18 protein-coding genes are annotated in these 18221 nt (G+C 66.3%); 12 read left to right on the top strand and 6 right to left on the bottom strand.

The genetic code is table 11. The annotated features are described in order from the left end of the window. Positions 1-47 precede the first annotated feature (47 nt). The gene (locus tag EJE94_RS04985; protein ID WP_207855735.1) at positions 48-4970 is read right to left on the bottom strand and encodes a 2-oxoacid:acceptor oxidoreductase family protein; all 4923 of its coding nucleotides are present in this window, start codon (positions 4968-4970) and stop codon (positions 48-50) included. Positions 4971-4992: 22 nt separating this feature from the next. Next, positions 4993-5871, bottom strand: coding sequence for an RnfABCDGE type electron transport complex subunit B (locus EJE94_RS04980; protein ID WP_121240350.1), 879 nt, complete (start codon positions 5869-5871; stop codon positions 4993-4995). Positions 5872-6393: 522 nt separating this feature from the next. Between EJE94_RS04980 and EJE94_RS04975 the strand changes: the two genes are divergently transcribed. Beyond that, positions 6394-6960, top strand: coding sequence for a hypothetical protein (locus EJE94_RS04975; RefSeq protein ID WP_124962397.1), 567 nt, complete (start codon positions 6394-6396; stop codon positions 6958-6960). 48 nt (positions 6961-7008) lie between these two features. Here the strand turns inward: EJE94_RS04975 and EJE94_RS04970 are convergent, their stop codons facing one another. Beyond that, a complete protein-coding gene (locus EJE94_RS04970) occupies positions 7009-7689 on the bottom strand; it encodes a class I SAM-dependent methyltransferase (RefSeq protein ID WP_121240348.1) in 681 nt (226 codons plus the stop codon). 86 nt (positions 7690-7775) lie between these two features. Between EJE94_RS04970 and ccmA the strand changes: the two genes are divergently transcribed. From ccmA to napF, 11 genes are all read left to right on the top strand, one after another. Continuing rightward, positions 7776-8381 carry a cytochrome c biogenesis heme-transporting ATPase CcmA gene (gene ccmA, locus EJE94_RS04965; RefSeq protein ID WP_121240347.1) on the top strand — a complete coding sequence of 202 codons (606 nt, stop codon included), beginning with the start codon at positions 7776-7778 and terminating at the stop codon, positions 8379-8381. Between the two features lie 5 nt (positions 8382-8386). Beyond that, positions 8387-9043, top strand: a complete 657-nt coding sequence (gene ccmB, locus EJE94_RS04960; protein ID WP_121240650.1) for a heme exporter protein CcmB — start codon at positions 8387-8389, stop codon at positions 9041-9043. Continuing rightward, on the top strand, positions 9044-9781 hold the full coding sequence (gene ccmC, locus EJE94_RS04955) for a heme ABC transporter permease CcmC (RefSeq protein ID WP_121240346.1): 738 nt from the start codon (positions 9044-9046) through the stop codon (positions 9779-9781). It abuts the gene before it with no gap. Beyond that, the gene (gene ccmD / locus EJE94_RS04950; RefSeq protein WP_121240345.1) at positions 9781-9969 is read left to right on the top strand and encodes a heme exporter protein CcmD; all 189 of its coding nucleotides are present in this window, start codon (positions 9781-9783) and stop codon (positions 9967-9969) included. Before ccmC ends, ccmD begins: the two co-directional genes overlap by 1 nt. Then, positions 9966-10403 carry a cytochrome c maturation protein CcmE gene (gene ccmE / locus EJE94_RS04945; protein WP_121240344.1) on the top strand — a complete coding sequence of 146 codons (438 nt, stop codon included), beginning with the start codon at positions 9966-9968 and terminating at the stop codon, positions 10401-10403. Before ccmD ends, ccmE begins: the two co-directional genes overlap by 4 nt. Further along, a complete protein-coding gene (locus EJE94_RS04940) occupies positions 10400-12346 on the top strand; it encodes a heme lyase CcmF/NrfE family subunit (protein WP_121240343.1) in 1947 nt (648 codons plus the stop codon). The genes ccmE and EJE94_RS04940 overlap by 4 nt, the downstream gene beginning before the upstream one ends. After that, complete coding sequence (locus EJE94_RS04935) at positions 12343-12867, top strand: DsbE family thiol:disulfide interchange protein (RefSeq protein ID WP_121240342.1); 525 nt, start codon at positions 12343-12345, stop codon at positions 12865-12867. The genes EJE94_RS04940 and EJE94_RS04935 overlap by 4 nt, the downstream gene beginning before the upstream one ends. Next, positions 12864-13337: a cytochrome c-type biogenesis protein gene (locus tag EJE94_RS04930; protein WP_121240341.1), complete on the top strand. Its 474-nt coding sequence runs from the start codon at positions 12864-12866 to the stop codon at positions 13335-13337. The genes EJE94_RS04935 and EJE94_RS04930 overlap by 4 nt, the downstream gene beginning before the upstream one ends. Beyond that, entirely contained in the window at positions 13334-14542 is a 1209-nt protein-coding gene (ccmI, locus tag EJE94_RS04925; protein ID WP_121240340.1) for a c-type cytochrome biogenesis protein CcmI, read from the top strand. Before EJE94_RS04930 ends, ccmI begins: the two co-directional genes overlap by 4 nt. Positions 14543-14630: 88 nt before the next feature. Beyond that, positions 14631-15206, top strand: a complete 576-nt coding sequence (locus tag EJE94_RS04920) for a NapC/NirT family cytochrome c (protein WP_121240339.1) — start codon at positions 14631-14633, stop codon at positions 15204-15206. Positions 15207-15272: 66 nt separating this feature from the next. Continuing rightward, a complete protein-coding gene (gene napF, locus EJE94_RS04915; RefSeq protein WP_121240338.1) occupies positions 15273-15749 on the top strand; it encodes a ferredoxin-type protein NapF in 477 nt (158 codons plus the stop codon). Between the two features lie 106 nt (positions 15750-15855). Here the strand turns inward: napF and EJE94_RS04910 are convergent, their stop codons facing one another. The 3 genes from EJE94_RS04910 to napG are packed head-to-tail and all read right to left on the bottom strand — an operon-like array spanning position 15856 to position 18177. After that, complete coding sequence (locus EJE94_RS04910; RefSeq protein ID WP_121240337.1) at positions 15856-16326, bottom strand: nitrate reductase cytochrome c-type subunit; 471 nt, start codon at positions 16324-16326, stop codon at positions 15856-15858. A 23-nt stretch (positions 16327-16349) separates the two neighbouring features. Beyond that, a complete protein-coding gene (gene napH / locus EJE94_RS04905; protein ID WP_121240336.1) occupies positions 16350-17243 on the bottom strand; it encodes a quinol dehydrogenase ferredoxin subunit NapH in 894 nt (297 codons plus the stop codon). Between the two features lie 4 nt (positions 17244-17247). Beyond that, a complete protein-coding gene (napG, locus tag EJE94_RS04900) occupies positions 17248-18177 on the bottom strand; it encodes a ferredoxin-type protein NapG (RefSeq protein WP_121240335.1) in 930 nt (309 codons plus the stop codon). Positions 18178-18221 lie beyond the last annotated feature (44 nt).

Genomic DNA, 18221 nt, shown 5'->3' with positions numbered 1-18221 from the left:
ACCCCACCGGCCCGCGCGCTCAACCGTCATGGCAGTGGCAAGTTTCATCAGTTGTATTTCGCCGCCCGGGCGATGAGCTTCTCGATGCCCGGCTCGCCCAGGTTCCACGGCGTGCCCGGGTGGAGGCAGCCGGCCGTGCATTTCTCGGCGGCCTTGACGAGGTCGGCGTACTTCGTGCCCTTTGGGTTGGTCACCGTGGCCTGCTTCTGCTCGTTGTAGGCGAAGGTCTTGGGCGCGATGGTGGTGCATTCGTCGCAGGCCGTGCATTCGGGCGACTCGACCCACACCGGCTCGTAGCCTTCGGCTGCGCCGTTGCCGCCATGGCCCGCACTCGCCGTGTCGCCAGCGCCGACTTTTTGCACGGCGTCGCTCGACACCATGCCGAGGCTGGCCGTGATCTTCGCCATCAGCTCGGCGCGCACGCGCTCAGCCACCGCCGTGGAATCCTCCGCGCCCCTGCCGGTCGCGGCGATGTCGCGCAGTTGCCGCCAGAAGTTCAGGCGCTCTTCGGCAGCACGCGCCAGGTCCTCGGTCACCAGCAGCCGCATCAGCCGGTTCTTGCCGTCGACGGCCCAGATGTAGGGGAACTTGCCTTCGCGCTCGTCCTTGTCGAGCTGGAGGAAATCGGCCAGCAGCATCATGTCGTCGTTCCAGGTCTCGGGCGGCGCCTTGCGGAACTGCTTGGAGAAGCGCGCCTCGGTGGCGGCGAAGTCGGCGAATGTCATCGGCAGCGTCATCGTCGCGGGCGCGCCCAGGTCATCGATGTAGTTGAGGATGTAGGTCGGCCAGTCCTCGTCCGGCGCCGGATTGCCTTCGAGGCTGACGCACTCGCTGAAGGTAATGCCGGCATCGGGATCGAAGCGGAACAGCGGATAGGCGCGGCCCTCGACGGCGAGCTTGCTCTGATCGACGCTGCGATCGTCGCCGACGCCGTGCTCGGGCGGGCAGACGGCGTAGATGTTGAACAGCGCCGGGCGGCGGCTGTTGAGGCCGTCGATGTAGCTCTCGAGCAGGTGCGTCGGGTGGGCGATGGTGCCCGACATGACGTAGGAAGTGCGGTGCGCCATGCCGATCAGCGAGATTTCCTTGCGCGTCTCCTGCTTGCCGCGCTGGGCGACGCCGAAGGGCGCCATGTCGGAAACCTGGCTGATGAAGCCCGAGGTGCAGGCCTGGCCGCCGGTGTTGGAATACACCTGCGTATCCACCACCAGCACCTTGATCGGCATGCCCGACATCAGGGCGCGCGAGAGATTCTGGAAGCCGATGTCGTACATCGCGCCGTCGCCGCCTATGGACACCACAGGCGGGCACAGCTCCCACTCGTCGGCCGAGAACTTGTGCCAGTCGAAGCGGCGGAAGAAGTCGTCGTCGCGATCCGGCAGGTAATCGCCGGCCAGTTCCTTCTCGGCCCGGCGCACGGCCTTGAAGCCGTCGGCCATCTTGGCCATGTGGCCCTCGAAGATGCCCATCGCCACCGAGGGCGAATCCTGGAACAGGTGCGAGGTCCAGGGGAAGGGATAGGGATGGAAGGGATAGGTCGAGCCCCACACCGAGGTGCAGCCGGTCGAGTTGACCACGCCCATGTCGGCGCGGCCGCGCTTGCTCGGGCCCTCGACGTAGCGCCACTTCAGATCCTTCAGCTTCTCCAGCAGTTGCGCTGTGTTCTTGACCCAGACGGGGTCGAGCGGCTGCGACGGCTTGTCCTCGCCGAGCTTGGCGGCGAGGTTGGACAGGGTCAGGTCATGGTAGCCGGTGGCTTCCACCGCCTTGACCACGGCGCCGGCATCCGACAGGTCGACGGCGGCCGCCAGCTTGATGCGCATGTGCTGCTCGAGGCGCACGATCAGGTCGTCGATCCTCTCGACGAAGGCCCTGACGCGCGGCTGCATCAGCGCCGACACGGTCGAGGTGAACAGGTGGATCGCCGTCTTCTCGCCGCAGCCGAGACAGGCGCCGTCGCCGCAGTTCATCGAGTTGTAGTTCTGCTTGTCGAGCAGCAGCGTCTCGAGCGCGCCGATCTTCTCGTCGAGGTTGTCGATGCGGCTGTATTCCTTGCCGGTGGTCGGCAGGTCGAGCCAGAAGTTCCAGTCCTGGCGCAGCCTGTCCACCGATGCGTCGGTCTGCGTCACCATCTTCAGCGCATCGTCCTCGCACACCGTCACGCACAGCGCGCAGGCCTTGCAGGTGTAGGGATTGACGGTGATGGAGAAGAGGCCGCCGCTGCCCTTGGCCTTCTTCTCCTTCTGCGTCCAGTAGGGCTTGGTGGTGCCGAACTGGAAGTCGCCGAGCGTCGCGGTGAACAGCTTGAACTCGTCGGCCATCCTGGCGCGGTCGTCCTCGGCCGCCTCGGCCACGGTGGCCGCGATGGCCTCGTCGATCAACGGCCGCACGGCCACGCCGTCACCGGTGATCAGGCCGCGCAGCTTCTTCTCGACGGTGCGCGCGGCGCGGCGCAGGTAGCGCGTCGGCGTGCCGCCGGTCTCGATGCGGTTGATGGCGCTGTTGAAGACGTCGGAGACAGTATTGACCAGGCCGGGAATGGCCGAGTCCGGGCATTCCGTGTAGCAGTTGCCGCAGGCGGTGCAGTTGGCGGCGTTCCACACCGGGTGCTCGAAGCGGATGCCGGTCATGTCGCGGAACACGCCGGTGGCGGCAGGCACCAGCGAAGCGCCGATGAAGGGATCGACGAGGTTGTCGTTGCCCTTGCCGGTGGCGTAGAAGTGGCCGGTCTGTTCCCAGAAGCGGTGGATGTCGGCGACCTTGCCGTCGGTCTCGGGCAGCTGGCGCAGCATGATGGGCAGGCCGGCGTCCTTGCGGGCCAGCTGCCGCTGCGTCGCGCCGACTTCCTTGGCGGTGATCTCGGTGAGTTCGGTGAAGCCGCGGCGCACCACGCGCAGGTTGCTGTCGACCACGCGCTTGCCCTTGCCGCCGAACTTGGCCTGGAGCTGGTTCTCGATGGCCGTGAACAACGCGTCCTCGGTGAGGTTGGCGTTCTGCATCACCGGGCTGGCGGCGAAGAAGGCGCCCTGGAAGACATTGCCCTGCATGCGCAACTGCAGTTCGGGCGAACCGGCCTCCTCGCGGGCGATCTGGAAGGCGTCGAGGTAGAAGACATGGATGTCGTTGTCGACGATGAACTTCTGCGCCCACAACGGGAAGCTGGCCCAGGTGGCCTCGCCGAGGTTGGACTGGATGATGAAGGTGCCGCCCTTTTTCAGGCCGGACAGCGGATTGGAGTGGCCGAAGACGTTGGGGTCGGGCGAAAGCACGACATCGACATAGACGTATTCGCAGTTGATGCGGATCGGCTCGGGCGCGGCCGAGAGGTAATAGGTGGTCGGCTGGCCCTTCTTCTCCGAGCCGTATTTGGGGTTGGCCTTGATGTCGTAGCCGAGCAGTTCGAACAGCGTCACCGCCAGGTTCTTGCCGGTGGTAATGGCGCCCCAGCCGCCGACCGAGTGCATGCGCACGGTGATGGCGCCCTTGGGCAGCAGGTTCGGGTTCTCCGAGCCGCGCACCGCCAGTTCGCCGATGTGCGGATACTTCTCGGCGAGGTCCTGCTGGTGGATCTCGTCCTTCGGGTTGAGCGGATCGCGGACGAAGTCGATCGAGAGGTAGAAGAACTTGCGCTTCGCGCCCTCGGGCAGCATGTTCTCGATGGCACCGATCAGCGCCTCGGGCTGCATGTCGCGCGAACCGAGGCCGTAACAGCCGGAGTAGAGGCGCGGCATTTCGTTCGGCGCGTATGAAGCATAGTCGGGGTAGGGCTTTTCGGCCTCGCTTCCCATGCCGTTTTCGAGACACTTGGTGACGGTGGCGCGCACTTCGCGCATCAGCGGCAGGTCCTCGGCCAGCGGCTGGTCGGTGCGCTCGAGCACCACCACGCCCTTCTTGCCGCGCAGCGCATGGCCGAGCAGGTCGCCGGGGAAGGGGCGGAACATGGTGAGGTTCACCACGCCGACCTTGAGCTTGCGCGTCTCGCGCAGGTAGTCGGCGACGCCCTCGGCCTGGACGATCATGCTGCCCTGGCCGACGATGAGCCAGTCGGCATCCTCGATCTTGAAAGTGGCGACGCGACCGTAGCGGCGACCGGTGAGGCTGGCGTACTCTTCCATGCAGGCGTCGGTGATCTGCTCGATGTGGTCGAAGAAGTAGGGGCGCTGGCCCGCGGTGGCCTGCATGTAGGCGTCCTGGTTCTGCACCGAGCCGGACAGCAGCGGGTTGTCGACATCCCAGATGGCCGGCACGCGGCGGCGCTTCGGGCCGTAGAGCATGGTCTGGGCGGGCGTCGGGGTGTCGATGATGTCGTCCGGCTTGCCGCAGAATTCGGCCACCAGTTCGCGCTCGGGCAGCAGTGCCGATTCGATCAGGTGGGTGGTGAGGAAGCCGTCCTGGCCGATGATGGCCGGGGTTAGCGAAAGCTCGGCGACCTTGCGGCCGATCAGGTTCAGGTCGGCGGCCTCGGTGGCGTTCTTGGCCATCACCTGGATGAAGCCGGTGTCGTCGATGCAGTGGTAGTCGTCGTGGCCGGCATGGACGTTGAGCGAGGCCTTGGTGATGGCGCGGCAGCCCATGTTGAGCACATAGGGCAGGCGCTTGCCGACGGCGGCGTAGAGCGATTCGTGCATGAAGGCCACGCCCTGGCCGGACGAGAAATTGACGGCGCGCAGGCCGGTCATCGACATGCCGGCGGTGACGCCGGCGGCGGCGTGCTCGGATTCGGGCTCGATGAAGACCAGCGGCTTGTCGGAGATGTTGAGGTGGCCGGCCGCGACTTCCTCGGCCCAGTACTCGCCCATCTGCGTCGACGGCGTGATCGGGTAGGCACCGGCGGCATCCGAAGCCTCGCGCTCGACGTGGATGACGGCGGTATTGCCGTCGACGGCGTCGCGCACGCCGGGATATTTCACCGTTGTGGCTTCCGGGCTGCCGGAATCGGCGAGGGAAAGGAATTTCTTGAGCATGGACATGGCGGGCTTCCTCAAACTGAATTCAGTGCAGCACGGGCAACGGCTCGTTGCGCAAGATCTTCTTGGCGGCGGCGCCCTTGACGGGCGTGTCGGGCTTGTCGAACCAGACGATGGCGCCGGTCGGGCAGCGCTCGATGGGCTCGCGGCTGGCCTGGTCGTTCCAGTCGTAGTTGATGGTGGCGAGGTTGCCGACGAGTTGCATCAGCTTCGGGTGCGCGTCGGCCACGCACTTGCCGCAGGCGGTGCAGGCCACCTCGCAGGCGGCCTCGGCGGTGTCGCCGTCGGCCTGGCTCTTGCATGCCACCCACAGCTTGCGCGAGAGCGGTTCGAGGCTGAACAGACCCTTGGGGCAGACCTCGACGCAGTCGTTGCAGGCCGTGCATTTTTCCGGGTCCACCAGCGGCAGGCCGTGGCGGTCCATGACGATCGCGTCGAAGGTGCAGACCGTGGCGCAGTCGGCCAGGCCGAGGCAACCCCAGGCGCATTCCTTGCCGCCGCCCGACACGACCGCCGCCGCACGGCAGGTCTTGAGGCCTTCGTAGCGCGCGCGCAGGAAGGCCACGTGGCGGCCTCCGCCGCAGGCCAGCCGCGCCACCTTCTTCTCCACGGCGCCGGCCGCGACGCCGAGCAGGTCGGCGATGCCCTGGCGCTGCTGCGGCGAACTCACCGTGCATTGGGCGGGGATGATGTCGCCGCAGACCACCTTCTCGGCGAAGTCGCGGCAGCCGGCCTGGCCGCAGGCGCCGCAGTTGGATTTCGGCAGCAGTTCCTCGACCTCGCCGATGCGCGGGTCTTCCCAGACGTAGAGCTTCTTGTTGGCGAAGGCGAGCAGCATCGCCAGGGCGACGCCGAGCGCGGCCATGAATGCCCCTGCGACCATCAGATTCGACAACGACTCCATCCGCCCCAGTCCTTTCCGCTGCCAGGCAACCATGAGGTGTTGCTGCAACCGCACAATGCGCCAAGCCACGGGCGAGCGCTTTGACCTGAAACAAAGGATCACCGCAGTGCAACAACGCCACTTCGAACACGGCCGCCCGCAACCTCGGGGGCGCGAACGGCCGGTTCCATCACGGCGTAGCCGGGAGTTGCTCCCGGCCTACTGGCAGGTTGGGCGCCTTAACGCCCCACCCTTGGACGCGCTGGACTGGGTGGCGTCCCTCGCGTTTGTGACGGGTCCACTATAAGACACTTGTCGCAGCGCACAAATGGAATATTTTATGGACGGCAGTAGGGTTATTTATTGCCGAAGGCGGAAAGTCGGCGCCGATAAAGCCCCTGCGCTACGAGGCGGTCGCGCGGAAAACGCGCTCCTCGCCGTAGCGGATGGCGGGACGGCGGTGGAATGAGTCGCGTATGCTCTTGACCGCCAACCGAACATCGCAGCGATGGTGGCCATAATGTCCAAGGAAAGGATTGCCCCGTGAGCCCTGCCAAAATCAACGAACTCTTCGATACCCTTCGCGCGGCGTGCGCCCGCCAATTCGGATTCAATCCGCGGCGAGTCACGGCGGGAATGCGCTATGTCGGCAAGGAGGGGCATGGCAACGACCAGGTTCACGTCTTCAAGGATGCAAGCACCCATTCGCAGATCGCCCTGAAGAACACCTTCGCCACCTTGCGCGAAACCCATGGCGAAAAGCCGCATTGGACCGACGCCGAAAAGGCCCATTACAAAAATACCAATGCCGAAATCGACGCGGAAATCGCGGCAAAGCAGGCCGAACTCGACTACACTCGAAACTGCCCGCTCTATCGGGACCACCGCGAGCAACTGCTGGCGCACTACAAGGGTTGGCCTGGCTACCAGGCCGGAGGGCAAAGCCCGCGTGAAGCGGCTAGAGCACTGATCGGCACCCTCGCCGATGCGAACGATCCGCGACTGACTGCATTCGCAGAGCACATGCGTTCGAATGATCCTGAATATCTGACTCATCAACTGTTGGCGCCTTGTCACCTTGAGGTCGATGAAGAGATCAAGGTCATTTGACCTCCCGAGCGGCTGCGATGCCTCACCACGACGCATTCACCTCGCCCCTTACTGCCGGACGAACTCGACGAAGAAGTTCTCGCGCAGCAGCGCATGCGACTTGTGCCGGCGGAAGCCCGCAGCCTCGATCTCGGCGATCACCGTCTCCCGTCCCGCCCGGACGTGGCCCATGACCCAGGTGCCGGACCGACCGGGGATCTTCTCGTAGTCGATCACCGCCAGCCGCCCGCCGGGTTTGAGCGCGGCATGGAGCGACGCCAGCATGGCCTGCGGATACTCGAAGTGGTGGTAGGTGTCGCAGACGAAAACCAGATCGACGCTGGCGGGCGGCAGCCGGGCGTCCTTCTCGCCGCCGAGCACGGTTCGGACATTGGGCAGCTTTTCGCGGCTGGCGCGGGACGCGATGCCGCGGACGAACTCGTCCGCGACGTCCTGGGCCAGGACCACGCCGGCGTCGCCAACTATCCGGGCGAACAGGACGCTGAACACGCCCGTACCGGCGCCGACGTCGGCCACGGTCATGCCGGGCCGGATGTCGAGCGCAGCGACGATCTGCTGCCGCTTGTCGAAGACCTCGCGCCCCTCGGACTCGAACATCGCCTGCCAGCGGTAGAAATCGGGGCTTTGGTAATAGCGGTTTCCGCCGGGGCTGTCGCTGCTCCCCTGCGCCGCGAGAGGCGCCGCCAGTACGCAAAGCGCCGCGACCAGGACAATTCCCGCTCGAACCATAAGGTCTTCTCCGCAAAAGCGGAATTCTAGGCATTTGATCGCGAACAAGCCTAGCCGGGGCCCAAGTCTGGCAAAATTCGCGCCTCATGCTGACTGCGACCGGCCTATCCTGCATCCGCGGCGAGCGCCGCCTGTTTTCCGGGATCGGCCTGGCGGTCGCGCCCGGGGAATGGCTGCACCTGCAGGGCGAGAACGGGGCCGGCAAGACCAGCCTCCTTCGCATACTGGTCGGTCTGACGCCGGCGGCCGAAGGCGAGGTCCGCTGGAAAGGCGAAAGCATCGGCGCGCTGGGCGAGGAATTCCGCCGCGAGATGGTCTATCTCGGCCACCATGCGGCGGTGAAGGAAGACCTGACGGCGCTGGAGAACCTGCAGATCTCCGCCGCGCTCGATGGCAGCGATCTTGCCGAGCGTGGTGCGCTGGCCGCCCTGTTTCGCATGGGATTGAAGGGCCGCGAGGAACTTCCGGTGCGCGTGCTGTCTCAGGGGCAGAAGCGTCGCGTGCTGCTGGCGCGGCTTTTGGCGCGGAAGGCGGCCTTGTGGGTGCTGGACGAGCCGTTCACGGCGCTGGACGTGAAGGCGGTGCAGATGTTGTCGGGCCTGATCGGCGAGCACGTGGCGGCGGGCGGGATGGCGGTGTTGACCAGCCATCAGTCGATGCCGATCGCCGGCGGCAGGGTGTTGCAGCTGTGAACGGCATGCTGGCGATCATCCGCCGCGATCTGCTGATCGCGGCGCGCAGGAAGAGCGAGGTGCTCACCGCCCTGTTCTTCTTCGTGATCGTGACGAGCCTGTTCCCGCTCGGCATCGGGCCGGAGCCGACGCTGTTGAAGAAGATCGCGCCGGGGGTGTTGTGGGTGGCGGCGCTGCTGGCGACGATGCTGGGGCTGACGCGGATGTTCGCGCCCGACCACGCCGACGGCACGCTGGAACAGATGGCGCTGGCGCCTACGCCCTTCGGCCTGCTGGTGGCGGGCAAGGTGGTGGCGCACTGGCTGGTGTCGGGACTGCCGCTGGTGCTGCTGGCGCCGGTACTGGGGATACAGTTCGACCTCGACGCTGGCGCGCTGGGGATTCTGGTGGTCGCCCTGTTGCTGGGGACGCCGCTGCTGTCGTTGGTCGGCGCCATCGGCGCGGCGCTGACGCTCGGCGTGCGCGGTGGCGGCGTGCTGTTGAGTCTGCTGGTGCTGCCGCTTTACGTGCCGGCGCTGATCTTCGGTGCCGGAGCGGTCGAGGCCCACATCTCGGGCCTGGGCGCCGGCGGGCACCTGTCGCTGCTGGCGGCGCTTTTGGCGCTGGCCGTGTTTTTCGCGCCATGGGCGACCACGGCAGCTTTGAGGATTGCGTTGGAATAGATGAACAACAAGATTATCAACTGGTTCAAGTTCGCCAGCCCGCAGAGCTTCTACCCGCTCGCGGGCAGGATGATCCCGTGGTTCTGGGCGCTGACGGCGATTTTCACCGTCGCCGGCCTGTGGATCAGCTTCTTCGTCGCGCCCACCGACGCCCAGCAGGGCGAGGGCTACCGCATCATCTTCATCCATGTGCCGGCCTCGTGGATGTCGATGTTCATCTACCTCGTCTTGGCCTTCTGGGCCGGTCTCGGCCTCGCGCTCAACACGCGGCTCTCCGGCATGATGGCGCAGGCGCTGGCACCGACCGGTGCGCTGATGGCCTTTCTCTCGCTGTGGACCGGCGCCTTCTGGGGCAAGCCGATGTGGGGCACCTGGTGGGTGTGGGACGCGCGCCTGACCTCGGAGCTGATCCTGTTCTTCCTCTACATCGGCTTCATCGCCTTGCAGGCGGCCATCGACGACCCGCGCCGCGCCGACAAGGCCGGGGCGATCCTGGCGCTGGTCGGCGCGGTGAACATCCCCATCATCTACTTCTCCGTCAAGTGGTGGAACACGCTGCACCAGGGCTCGAGCGTCAACCTCGCCAAGTCCTCGATGGCCCAGACCATGCTCTGGGGCATGCTGCTCATGGCGCTGGCCTTCTGGATGTACGCGATCGCCGTGGCGCTGACGCGGGCGCGCGCCATCATCCTCGAGCGTGAGCGACATACGGAATGGATCAAGGAGGTCGTGCGGTGATGCAGTGGAACAGCGTCGGCGAGTTTTTCGCCATGGGTGGCTACGGCCTCTACGTCTGGGGCAGCTTCGGCGTCTGCGCCGCGGCCATGGTGATCGAGCCCCTCCTTGTCAGCAAGCGCAACCGCGACATCCTCAGCTCGCTCCGCCGCGAACGCCTCGCCGATGAAATAGAGAGCCAGCAATCATGAAACCACGTCACAAACGCATCGCCATCATCGCCGGCGGCCTCGCCGCCATCGGCATCGCCGCGGCCCTGGTGCTCAACGCCCTCGACTCCAACATCGCCCTCTATGTCACGCCGAGCGAAGTCGCCGCCGGCAAGGCACCGAAGGACAAGGCCTTCCGCATCGGCGGCATGGTCAGGGAGGGCAGCATCAAGCGCGACGGCGTCACGGTGAACTTCGTCGTCACCGACACCGTGAAGGAAATTCCCGTGTCCTACACCGGCATCCTCCCCGACCTATTCAAGGAAGGCAAGGGGGCCGTAGTGCAGGGCAAGCTGGGCACCGACGGCAGATTCACCGCCAGCGAGGTGCTGGCCAAGCACGACGAGAACTACATGCCGCCAGCGGCCAAGGACGCAGTTGACCAGGCGCAGAAAGCGCAGAAGACCCTCAAATGATCCCCGAACTCGGCCACTTCGCTCTCATCGTCGCCCTGCCGGTCGCACTGATCCTCGGCATTCTTCCCCTCATCGGCGCACAACGCGGCAACGCCGCCTGGATCGCGCTGGCGCGCCCTGCGGCGCAGGTGCAGTTCCTGCTCGTCGCCTTCAGCTTCGGCTGCCTGACCTGGGCCTTCTACGCCAACGACTTCTCGGTGGTCTACGTCGCCCAGCATTCGAATTCACTGCTGCCGACGATGTATCGCATCGCCGGCGTCTGGGGCGGCCACGAGGGCTCATTGCTGCTATGGGTGATGATGCTGGTCGGCTGGACCGTCGCCGTCGCGCAAGCGTCGCGCTCGCTGCCCGACACCATGGTGGCGCGCGTGCTCGCCGTGCTCGGTCTCATCGCTGTCGGCTTCCTCGCTTTCATCCTCTTCACCTCGAATCCCTTCGAGCGCCTGCTGCCGGGGGCCGAGGACGGTCGCGACCTCAACCCGCTGCTGCAGGACCCGGGGCTGGTCTTCCACCCGCCGATGCTCTACATGGGTTATGTCGGCTTCTCGGTCGCCTTCGCCTTCGCGCTCGCCGCGCTGATCTCGGGACGCCTCGACGCCGCCTGGGCGCGCTGGTCGCGGCCATGGACCACGGCGGCATGGATCTTCCTGACGCTGGGCATCGCGCTCGGCTCGTGGTGGGCCTACTACGAACTGGGCTGGGGCGGCTGGTGGTTCTGGGACCCGGTCGAGAACGCCTCCTTCATGCCCTGGCTGGTCGGCACCGCGCTGATCCACTCGCTGGCGGTGACCGAGAAGCGCGGCAGCTTCAAGAACTGGACCGTGCTGCTGGCGATCGCCGCTTTCTCGCTGTCGCTGCTCGGCACCTTCCTCGTGCGCTCCGGCGTGCTGACCTCGGTCCATGCCTTTGCCACCGACCCCAAGCGCGGCGTGTTCATCCTGGTCTTCCTTGCCGCGGTGGTCGGCAGTTCGCTGACGCTGTTCGCCTGGCGCGCACCCAAGGTAAGCCTCGGCGGCGCCTTCGCCCTGATATCGCGCGAAACGCTGCTGCTGCTCAACAACGTGCTGCTGGTGGTCGCCTGCGGCAGCGTGCTGCTCGGCACGCTCTACCCGCTGCTGCTCGATGCCCTCAACATGGGCAAGATCTCGGTCGGTCCGCCCTACTTCAACGCGGTGTTCGTGCCCATCATGGTGCCGCTGCTGTTCCTGATGGCGGTGGGGCCGATCGCACGCTGGAAACATGCGGACGTCAAGGACATGGCCAAGCAGCTCGCGCTGGCCTTCGTCGTTGCCGCAGTCGGCGGCGCGCTGCTGCCGCTCGCCATGGGCCCCTGGTCGCCACTGGTTGCGATGGGCCTGATGCTGGCATTGTGGATCGTCGTCGGTGCCGTCGTGCAGATCCGCGAGCGCCTGCGGACGGGAACACCGCCGCGCGCCTACTGGGGCATGCAGCTCGCCCATCTTGGCATCGCCGTGTTCGTCGTCGGCGTCACCCTCGTCGGCGGCTACCAGGTCGAGAAGGACGTGCGCATGGAGCCGGGCGACACCGTGAGCGTCGACCGCTACACCTTCCGCTTCCTCGGCGTGAAGGAGGTGCCCGGGCCGAACTACAAGGCCATGCGCGGCGACGTCGAGCTGATCGTCGGCGGCAAGGTAGACAAGGTGCTCCACCCCGAGAAGCGCAACTACTTCACCTCGCAGATGCCGATGACCGAGGCCGCGATCGACGCCGGGCTCACCCGCGACGTCTATGTCTCGCTCGGCGAGCCGCTCGAAGGCCAGGCCTGGGCGGTGCGCGTCTATTACAAACCCTTCGTCGACTGGATCTGGGGTGGCTGCCTGCTGATGGCGCTGGGCGGCCTGATCGCCGCCTCCGACCGCCGTTACCGCCTCAGGGTCAGGGTCAGGGCCGAAAAACTCGCCGCCGGGAGTGTTCCAGCATGATGAAGTTCCTGCTTCCCCTTGCCGCCTTCCTCGTGCTGGTGGCGTTTCTGGCCGTCGGCCTCAACCGCGACCCGCGCGAGGTGCCGAGCCCGCTGGTCGGCAAGCCGGCGCCGGCCTTCGACGTGCCGCAGCTCGCGGCACCGGACAAGCGCTTCGCCGCGAAGGACATGCAGGGCAAGGTCTGGCTGCTCAACGTCTGGGCCTCGTGGTGCGTCTCCTGCCGCCAGGAGCACCCGTTGCTGGTCGAGCTCGGCAAGACGGGCATCGTTCCCATCGTCGGCCTCGACTACAAGGACCAGCGCGCCGACGGGCTCGGCTGGCTGAGGCAGCACGGCGATCCCTACGTGCTCTCCGCCTTCGACGGCGACGGCCGCGTCGGCATCGACTACGGCGTCTATGGCGTGCCCGAGACCTATGTCATCGACAAGGCCGGCACCATCCGCTACAAGCAGATCGGTCCGGTGACGCCCGAGGCGCTGGAGCAGAAGATCCTGCCGCTGGTGAAGGAACTGAACAAATGATGCGCACTTTCCTGATCGCCCTGGCCCTGCTTTTCGGCAGCGCCGCATTCGCCAAGGATGCCGCTCCGCTGGCCGAGGACGAGGCCGTCGAACAGCGCCTCAACGTCATCGCCGAGGAATTGCGCTGCCTCGTCTGCCAGAACGAATCCCTGGCCGGCTCGCGCGCCGACCTGGCCCAGGACCTGCGCCGGGAAGTGCGCAAGCTGATCAAGGAAGGCAAGACCGACGCCGAGGTGAAAGACTTCATGGTCAGCCGCTACGGCGACTTCGTGCTGTATCGCCCGCCGATGAAGCCGACGACCTGGCTTTTGTGGGTCGGGCCCTTCGTGCTGCTGATCATCGGCGTCATCGCGCTGATCGTCTATCTGCGTCGCCGCGGCAGGGTCGTGGCTCAAACCGGCACCGACCACCTTTCCGCCGAACAACAGCAGCGCGCCGCCGCGCTGCTGTCCGAAGAAGACAAAAAATGACTATTGCATTCCTCGCCGCAGCCGCCACGCTGCTGCTGCTGACGCTGGCGCTGCTGCTGCGCCCCTACCTCCTGCGCCGCAAGCGTGACGCGACTGCCTCACAACGCCGCATCAACATCGCCATCTACCGGGACCAGCTCGACGAACTCGAGCGCGACCGTGCCGGCGACGCACTGGCCGAAGCCGATTACGCGGTCGCCCGCGAGGAGATCCAGCGCCGTCTGCTCGAGGACGGGGCCGCTGACGATGTCGCCCCGGTCGCAAGCGGCGGCCGCACCACGCTCATCGCCATCGCGCTGGCCGTGCCCCTGCTCGCCGGCGGCCTCTACGGCGTGCTCGGCAACCCGGCGGGGCTGAACCCGCCCCAGCCGCAGCACAAGATCTCGGCCGCCGAGGTCGACGCCATGGTGACCAAGCTCGCCGCGCGGCTGGAGAAGGAGGACAACCCGCAGGGCTGGGTGATGCTGGCGCGCTCCTACAAGATGCTCGGCCGCTTTGATGAGGCGGGCAAGGCCTACGCCCGCGCCGGCGCCTTCATCGACAACGAACCCGCGCTGCTCGCCGACTACGCCGACATCCTCGTCGCCGGCGCCGGCACCTTCGCCGGCAAGCCCCGCGAGTTGATTGCCAAGGCGCTGAAGCTCGATCCCGACAACGCCCATGCGCTGTGGCTCTCCGGCACGGCCGCATTCGAGGCCGGGCAGTACAAGCAGGCCGTGGCCGACTGGGAGCGCCTGCTCAAGCAGCTGGAGCCGGGCTCCGAGGATGCGCAGTCGGTCGCGGGCAGCCTGGCCGAGGCGCGCGCCAAGGGTGGCGTCGCCAAGCCCGCGGCCAAAGCGGAAGACAAGAAAGTCGGTGCCGGCGGCACGGTCAGTGGCCGCGTCGAACTGGCTCCCGCACTGAAGGACAAGGCCGCACCCGGCGACACGGTGATGGTCATCGCCCGTCCCGCCGACGGCTCGCGCATGCCGCTGGCCGTCCTGCGCGTCAAGGCGAGCGAGCTGCCGCTGCAATTCACCCTCGACGACAAGCTGGCGATGAACCCCGACAACGCGATCTCCAGTCACAAGGAGGTCAGCATCGAGGCCCGCATCTCGAAAACCGGCATGGCCAATCCGCAGCCCGGCGACCTGCTGTCGGCGCCGCAGACGGTCAAGGTGGGCGCGCGCGGGATCAAGCTCCTGGTCGAGCAGATACGCCCATAGATTGAAGGGTAATTAAGCCAGATCAAGGCGCCACGGTCGGGCGTTGCGCTATGGTTCGCGTCATCTAAGAGATTTTGGGGGGAAAGTCATGGGTCTGTGGAACACGCTCAAGCGGCCGAGCGCGAAATATTCGCTGCTCGGTCTGCTCGTCGTCGGCTTCTTCGGCGGCATCATCTTCTGGGGCGGCTTCAACACCGCGATGGAAGCGACCAATACGCTCGACTTCTGCATCTCCTGCCACGAGATGCGCGACACGGTCTATCAGGAGTACAAGAAGACCATCCACTACTCCAACCGCACCGGCGTACGCGCCGTCTGCTCCGACTGCCACGTACCCAAGGACTGGGTGCACAAGATGGCCCGCAAGATCCAGGCCTCGGGAGAGGTCTACGGCAAGATCATGGGCACCATCGACACCCCCGAGAAGTTCGAGGCCAAGCGCCTCACCCTTGCCCGCAGTGAGTGGGCGCGGATGAAGGGTTCCGACTCGCGCGAATGCCGCAACTGCCACAGCTTCGACGGCATGAACGCCGAGGTGCAGAAGCAGCGTGCGCGCAAGCAGCACGAGCTGGCGCAGAAGGACAAGAGCACCTGCATCGACTGCCACAAGGGCATCGCCCACCAGAAGCCCAAGGGCATGACCGAGGCCGACGGCGGCGACTAAGCCCGGGTCGCGTGCGCTAAGCTTGGGGCGGACCGCGGTCCGCCCTTTTCATTTGCCTCTTTCGCCATGACGTCACGCCGACAGTTCCTGCGCGGACGCTTCTCCCCGCGCCATCGACCGCTGCGACCGCCCTGGGCGCTGGCCGAGGAAGCATTCCTCGCCGCCTGCACCCGCTGCGGCGACTGCGTACGCGCCTGTCCGCAGGGCATCCTCGTCGACGACGGCGGCTATCCGCGCGTGGAGTTCGGCAAGGGCGAATGCACCTTCTGCGGCGACTGCGTGACCACCTGCAAGACCGGGGCGCTGCAGCGGATCGGGAACCAGGTGCCGTGGCAACTGTTGCCGGTCATCGGCGAGGGATGCATCGCCAGGCACGGCGTGGTCTGCCGCACTTGCGGCGACGTTTGCGCGGCGACGGCGATCCGCTTCCGTCCCCAACTCGGCGGCAGCGCCCTGCCCGAGGTGGAGCCATCGCGCTGCACCGGCTGCGGCGGCTGCGTAGCCCCCTGCCCGGCGCGGGCGATTGCGATGAGTCGAATCTAGCAAATGGCAAGGGCTCCGCCGCCGCTGATGCGACGATGGAGCCCGAGGGGAGCCGACCCGGCCAGTCGGCGCTGGTACCGTATTACCAGCGCCGACCTTTCCAACCTTAAGGCTTGGCGGTGATATTGCCCTTGAAGGTGTTATCCACCAGCGGCTTGGCATCAACCTGCGGCACGTGGCAGCTGTTGCACTGCCAGCGTGTCATGTTCACGACCTTGTTCATGCCGCCGCCGGGAACGTCGACCATGCTCATGTGGCTGTCACCGAGTTTGGGCGCGTTCTTCTCTTTGTATTTCTCCGGGCCGTGGCAACTCATGCACTGGTTTTCCTCGAGGGTGATCTCGTCGAAGTTGTTCAGGGTGTGCGGGATCAGCGGCGGTTGCTCCTTGAAGGTGCGATCGATGGGCTTCTGCCGACCCGGCTTCTGGCCCTGGTACTGCAGATCCTGCGGCGCCTTGTCGACAGTGTCGGGCTGGACGCCGCGCAGCGAATGGACCTGCGCCGCGGCGATGTCGGAAATCGAGGCGAACAGGGCGGCGGCCAGCACGGCCACGGTGGTCTTGACGGTACGGTTCATGATGCGCTCCCCACTTGAGTTGATCATTTCGGTGCCGCCTGCGCGACACCGGCCATGCTTGCTGCGTTGTTGTAGCGGCTGCCGAAACTGAAAACGTCCTTGGAACACACGTCGATGCAGCGTCCGCAATTGCTGCACTCGGACGCCAGAATGACCGGGCCGACGCCTTTCGCGGCATCCTTGAGCGGCGCCCTGATCACCAGCGGCTCGGGGCAGACGGCGAAGCAGTCCATACAGTCGTTGCAGGCTTCGCGCTTCACCGCCGTCACGCGCAGCGGGCTGACCTTCCCGATCAGTCCATAAGCGGCGCCGACCGGGCAGAGATGGCCGCACCAGCCGCGGTTCATGACGAAGAGGTCGAAGACGAACACCGCCAGCACCAGCATCCAGGCAGTACCGAGGCCGAAGATCAGGCCGCGATGCAGCATCGATACCGGATTGACCAGTTCCCATGCCAGCGTGCCGGTGATGCCGGCGAGCAACAGCGTCAGGGCGAGGATCCAGTAGCGGGCGTGGCGCGAGACGTGCGCGCCGCCCTTGATGCCGAGGCGCTCGCGCAGCCAGCCGGCGGCGTCGGTCACCAGGTTGACGGGGCAGACCCACGCGCAATAGACGCGGCCGCCGACCAGCAGGTAGAAGCCGACGACGATGGCTACGCCGATCAGCGCCAGTTTCTCCGGCACGTGGCCGGTCACCAGCGACTGCAGCAGGATGAAGGGATCGGCCAGCGGCAGCGTATTGAGCGTGAGGCTGTAGTTGAGGTTGCCCTTGACGATCCAGAGGCCGAACCACGGCCCGGCGAGGAAGGCGGCGAGGATGCCGAGTTGCGAGGCGCGGCGCAGCACCAGCCACTTGTGTGCCAGCCACCAGCCCTTGGCCTCGACGGCTTCCTGCCCGATGCGCATGTTTTCGTTCATGGCATCACCTCGGCGCGTCGTCCGTCATGCGGCTGCTCAAACCGCCGCCCGGAATGTTCTGCGGCATGTTGCCGGCCGGCGCGGCGTTCCTGCCCGGGTTGGGCACGACGCCCTGCAGGCTGTCCACGCCCGCGCCCGGCGTCGGCGCGGGCCCTGACGACAAGCCCTTGCCGGACTCGTAGTGCATACCCTCGGGCAGGTTGTACTTGTGCTCGGCATCCGGCGCCACCAGGCTGCCGCCGGCCTTCTGCTTCTCCTCCCAGCCGATGCGGTAATGCTGGCCCAGCTCGCCCTTGGCCAGCTTGACCGGGTAGACCTTGATTGCCGCCACCTCGAGCACGCAGGCCTTCTCGCACTTGCCGCAGCCCGTGCATTGGTCCGAATGCACCACCGGCTCGAATACCGTGTGCCTGCCGGTACGCTCGTTGTGGCGCAGGTCCAGCGTGATGGCCTTGTCGATCAGCGGGCAGACGCGGTAGCAGACGTCGCAGCGCAGACCGAGGAAGTTGAGGCAGGTTTCCTTGTCGATCAGCACCGCCAGGCCCATTTTCGACTTGGCGATGTCCTTGAGCTTGTGGTCGAGCGCACCCGTCGGACAGGCCTTGACGCAGGGGATGTCCTCGCACATTTCGCAGGGGCCGCTGCGGGCGACGAAATAGGGCGTACCCGTGGCGATGGGCTGCTCGGGCTTGGCGAGGAAAAGGATGTTGTAGGGACAGTCGCGCACGCACATGCCGCAGCGGATGCAGGCGCCGAGAAAGTCCTGCTCGGTTCCCGCGCCTGGCGGACGAATGGCGGCCGGCGGCAACGCCTTGGCCTGCTTGGCGTAGAGGCCGACGCCGAGGCCGAGCATGCCGACACCCCCCGCCATGCGGGCGGCATCGAGGAGGAACTGGCGACGTGCCGCCAGAACCGACTTTTTCGCACTCTCCATGATTCATTCCGATACCCGGGGCGGATGGCCTCCCACCATCCGCC

Source organism: Sulfurisoma sediminicola, assembly GCF_003865015.1.
Lineage (GTDB): Bacteria > Pseudomonadota > Gammaproteobacteria > Burkholderiales > Rhodocyclaceae > Sulfurisoma > Sulfurisoma sediminicola.
This window is presented reverse-complemented; position numbering and strand designations above follow the sequence as displayed.

Bases quoted from the DNA above. Each gene is read 5' to 3' on its own strand.
- EJE94_RS04985 (WP_207855735.1), bottom strand. From the start codon at position 4,970: ATGTCCATGCTCAAGAAATTCCTTTCCCTCGCCGATTCCGGCAGCCCG.
- EJE94_RS04980 (WP_121240350.1), bottom strand. From the start codon at position 5,871: ATGGAGTCGTTGTCGAATCTGATGGTCGCAGGGGCATTCATGGCCGCG.
- EJE94_RS04970 (WP_121240348.1), bottom strand. From the start codon at position 7,689: ATGGTTCGAGCGGGAATTGTCCTGGTCGCGGCGCTTTGCGTACTGGCG.
- ccmA (WP_121240347.1), top strand. From the start codon at position 7,776: ATGCTGACTGCGACCGGCCTATCCTGCATCCGCGGCGAGCGCCGCCTG.
- ccmB (WP_121240650.1), top strand. From the start codon at position 8,387: ATGCTGGCGATCATCCGCCGCGATCTGCTGATCGCGGCGCGCAGGAAG.
- ccmC (WP_121240346.1), top strand. From the start codon at position 9,044: ATGAACAACAAGATTATCAACTGGTTCAAGTTCGCCAGCCCGCAGAGC.
- ccmD (WP_121240345.1), top strand. From the start codon at position 9,781: ATGCAGTGGAACAGCGTCGGCGAGTTTTTCGCCATGGGTGGCTACGGC.
- ccmE (WP_121240344.1), top strand. From the start codon at position 9,966: ATGAAACCACGTCACAAACGCATCGCCATCATCGCCGGCGGCCTCGCC.
- EJE94_RS04940 (WP_121240343.1), top strand. From the start codon at position 10,400: ATGATCCCCGAACTCGGCCACTTCGCTCTCATCGTCGCCCTGCCGGTC.
- EJE94_RS04935 (WP_121240342.1), top strand. From the start codon at position 12,343: ATGATGAAGTTCCTGCTTCCCCTTGCCGCCTTCCTCGTGCTGGTGGCG.
- EJE94_RS04930 (WP_121240341.1), top strand. From the start codon at position 12,864: ATGATGCGCACTTTCCTGATCGCCCTGGCCCTGCTTTTCGGCAGCGCC.
- ccmI (WP_121240340.1), top strand. From the start codon at position 13,334: ATGACTATTGCATTCCTCGCCGCAGCCGCCACGCTGCTGCTGCTGACG.
- EJE94_RS04920 (WP_121240339.1), top strand. From the start codon at position 14,631: ATGGGTCTGTGGAACACGCTCAAGCGGCCGAGCGCGAAATATTCGCTG.
- napF (WP_121240338.1), top strand. From the start codon at position 15,273: ATGACGTCACGCCGACAGTTCCTGCGCGGACGCTTCTCCCCGCGCCAT.
- EJE94_RS04910 (WP_121240337.1), bottom strand. From the start codon at position 16,326: ATGAACCGTACCGTCAAGACCACCGTGGCCGTGCTGGCCGCCGCCCTG.
- napH (WP_121240336.1), bottom strand. From the start codon at position 17,243: ATGAACGAAAACATGCGCATCGGGCAGGAAGCCGTCGAGGCCAAGGGC.
- napG (WP_121240335.1), bottom strand. From the start codon at position 18,177: ATGGAGAGTGCGAAAAAGTCGGTTCTGGCGGCACGTCGCCAGTTCCTC.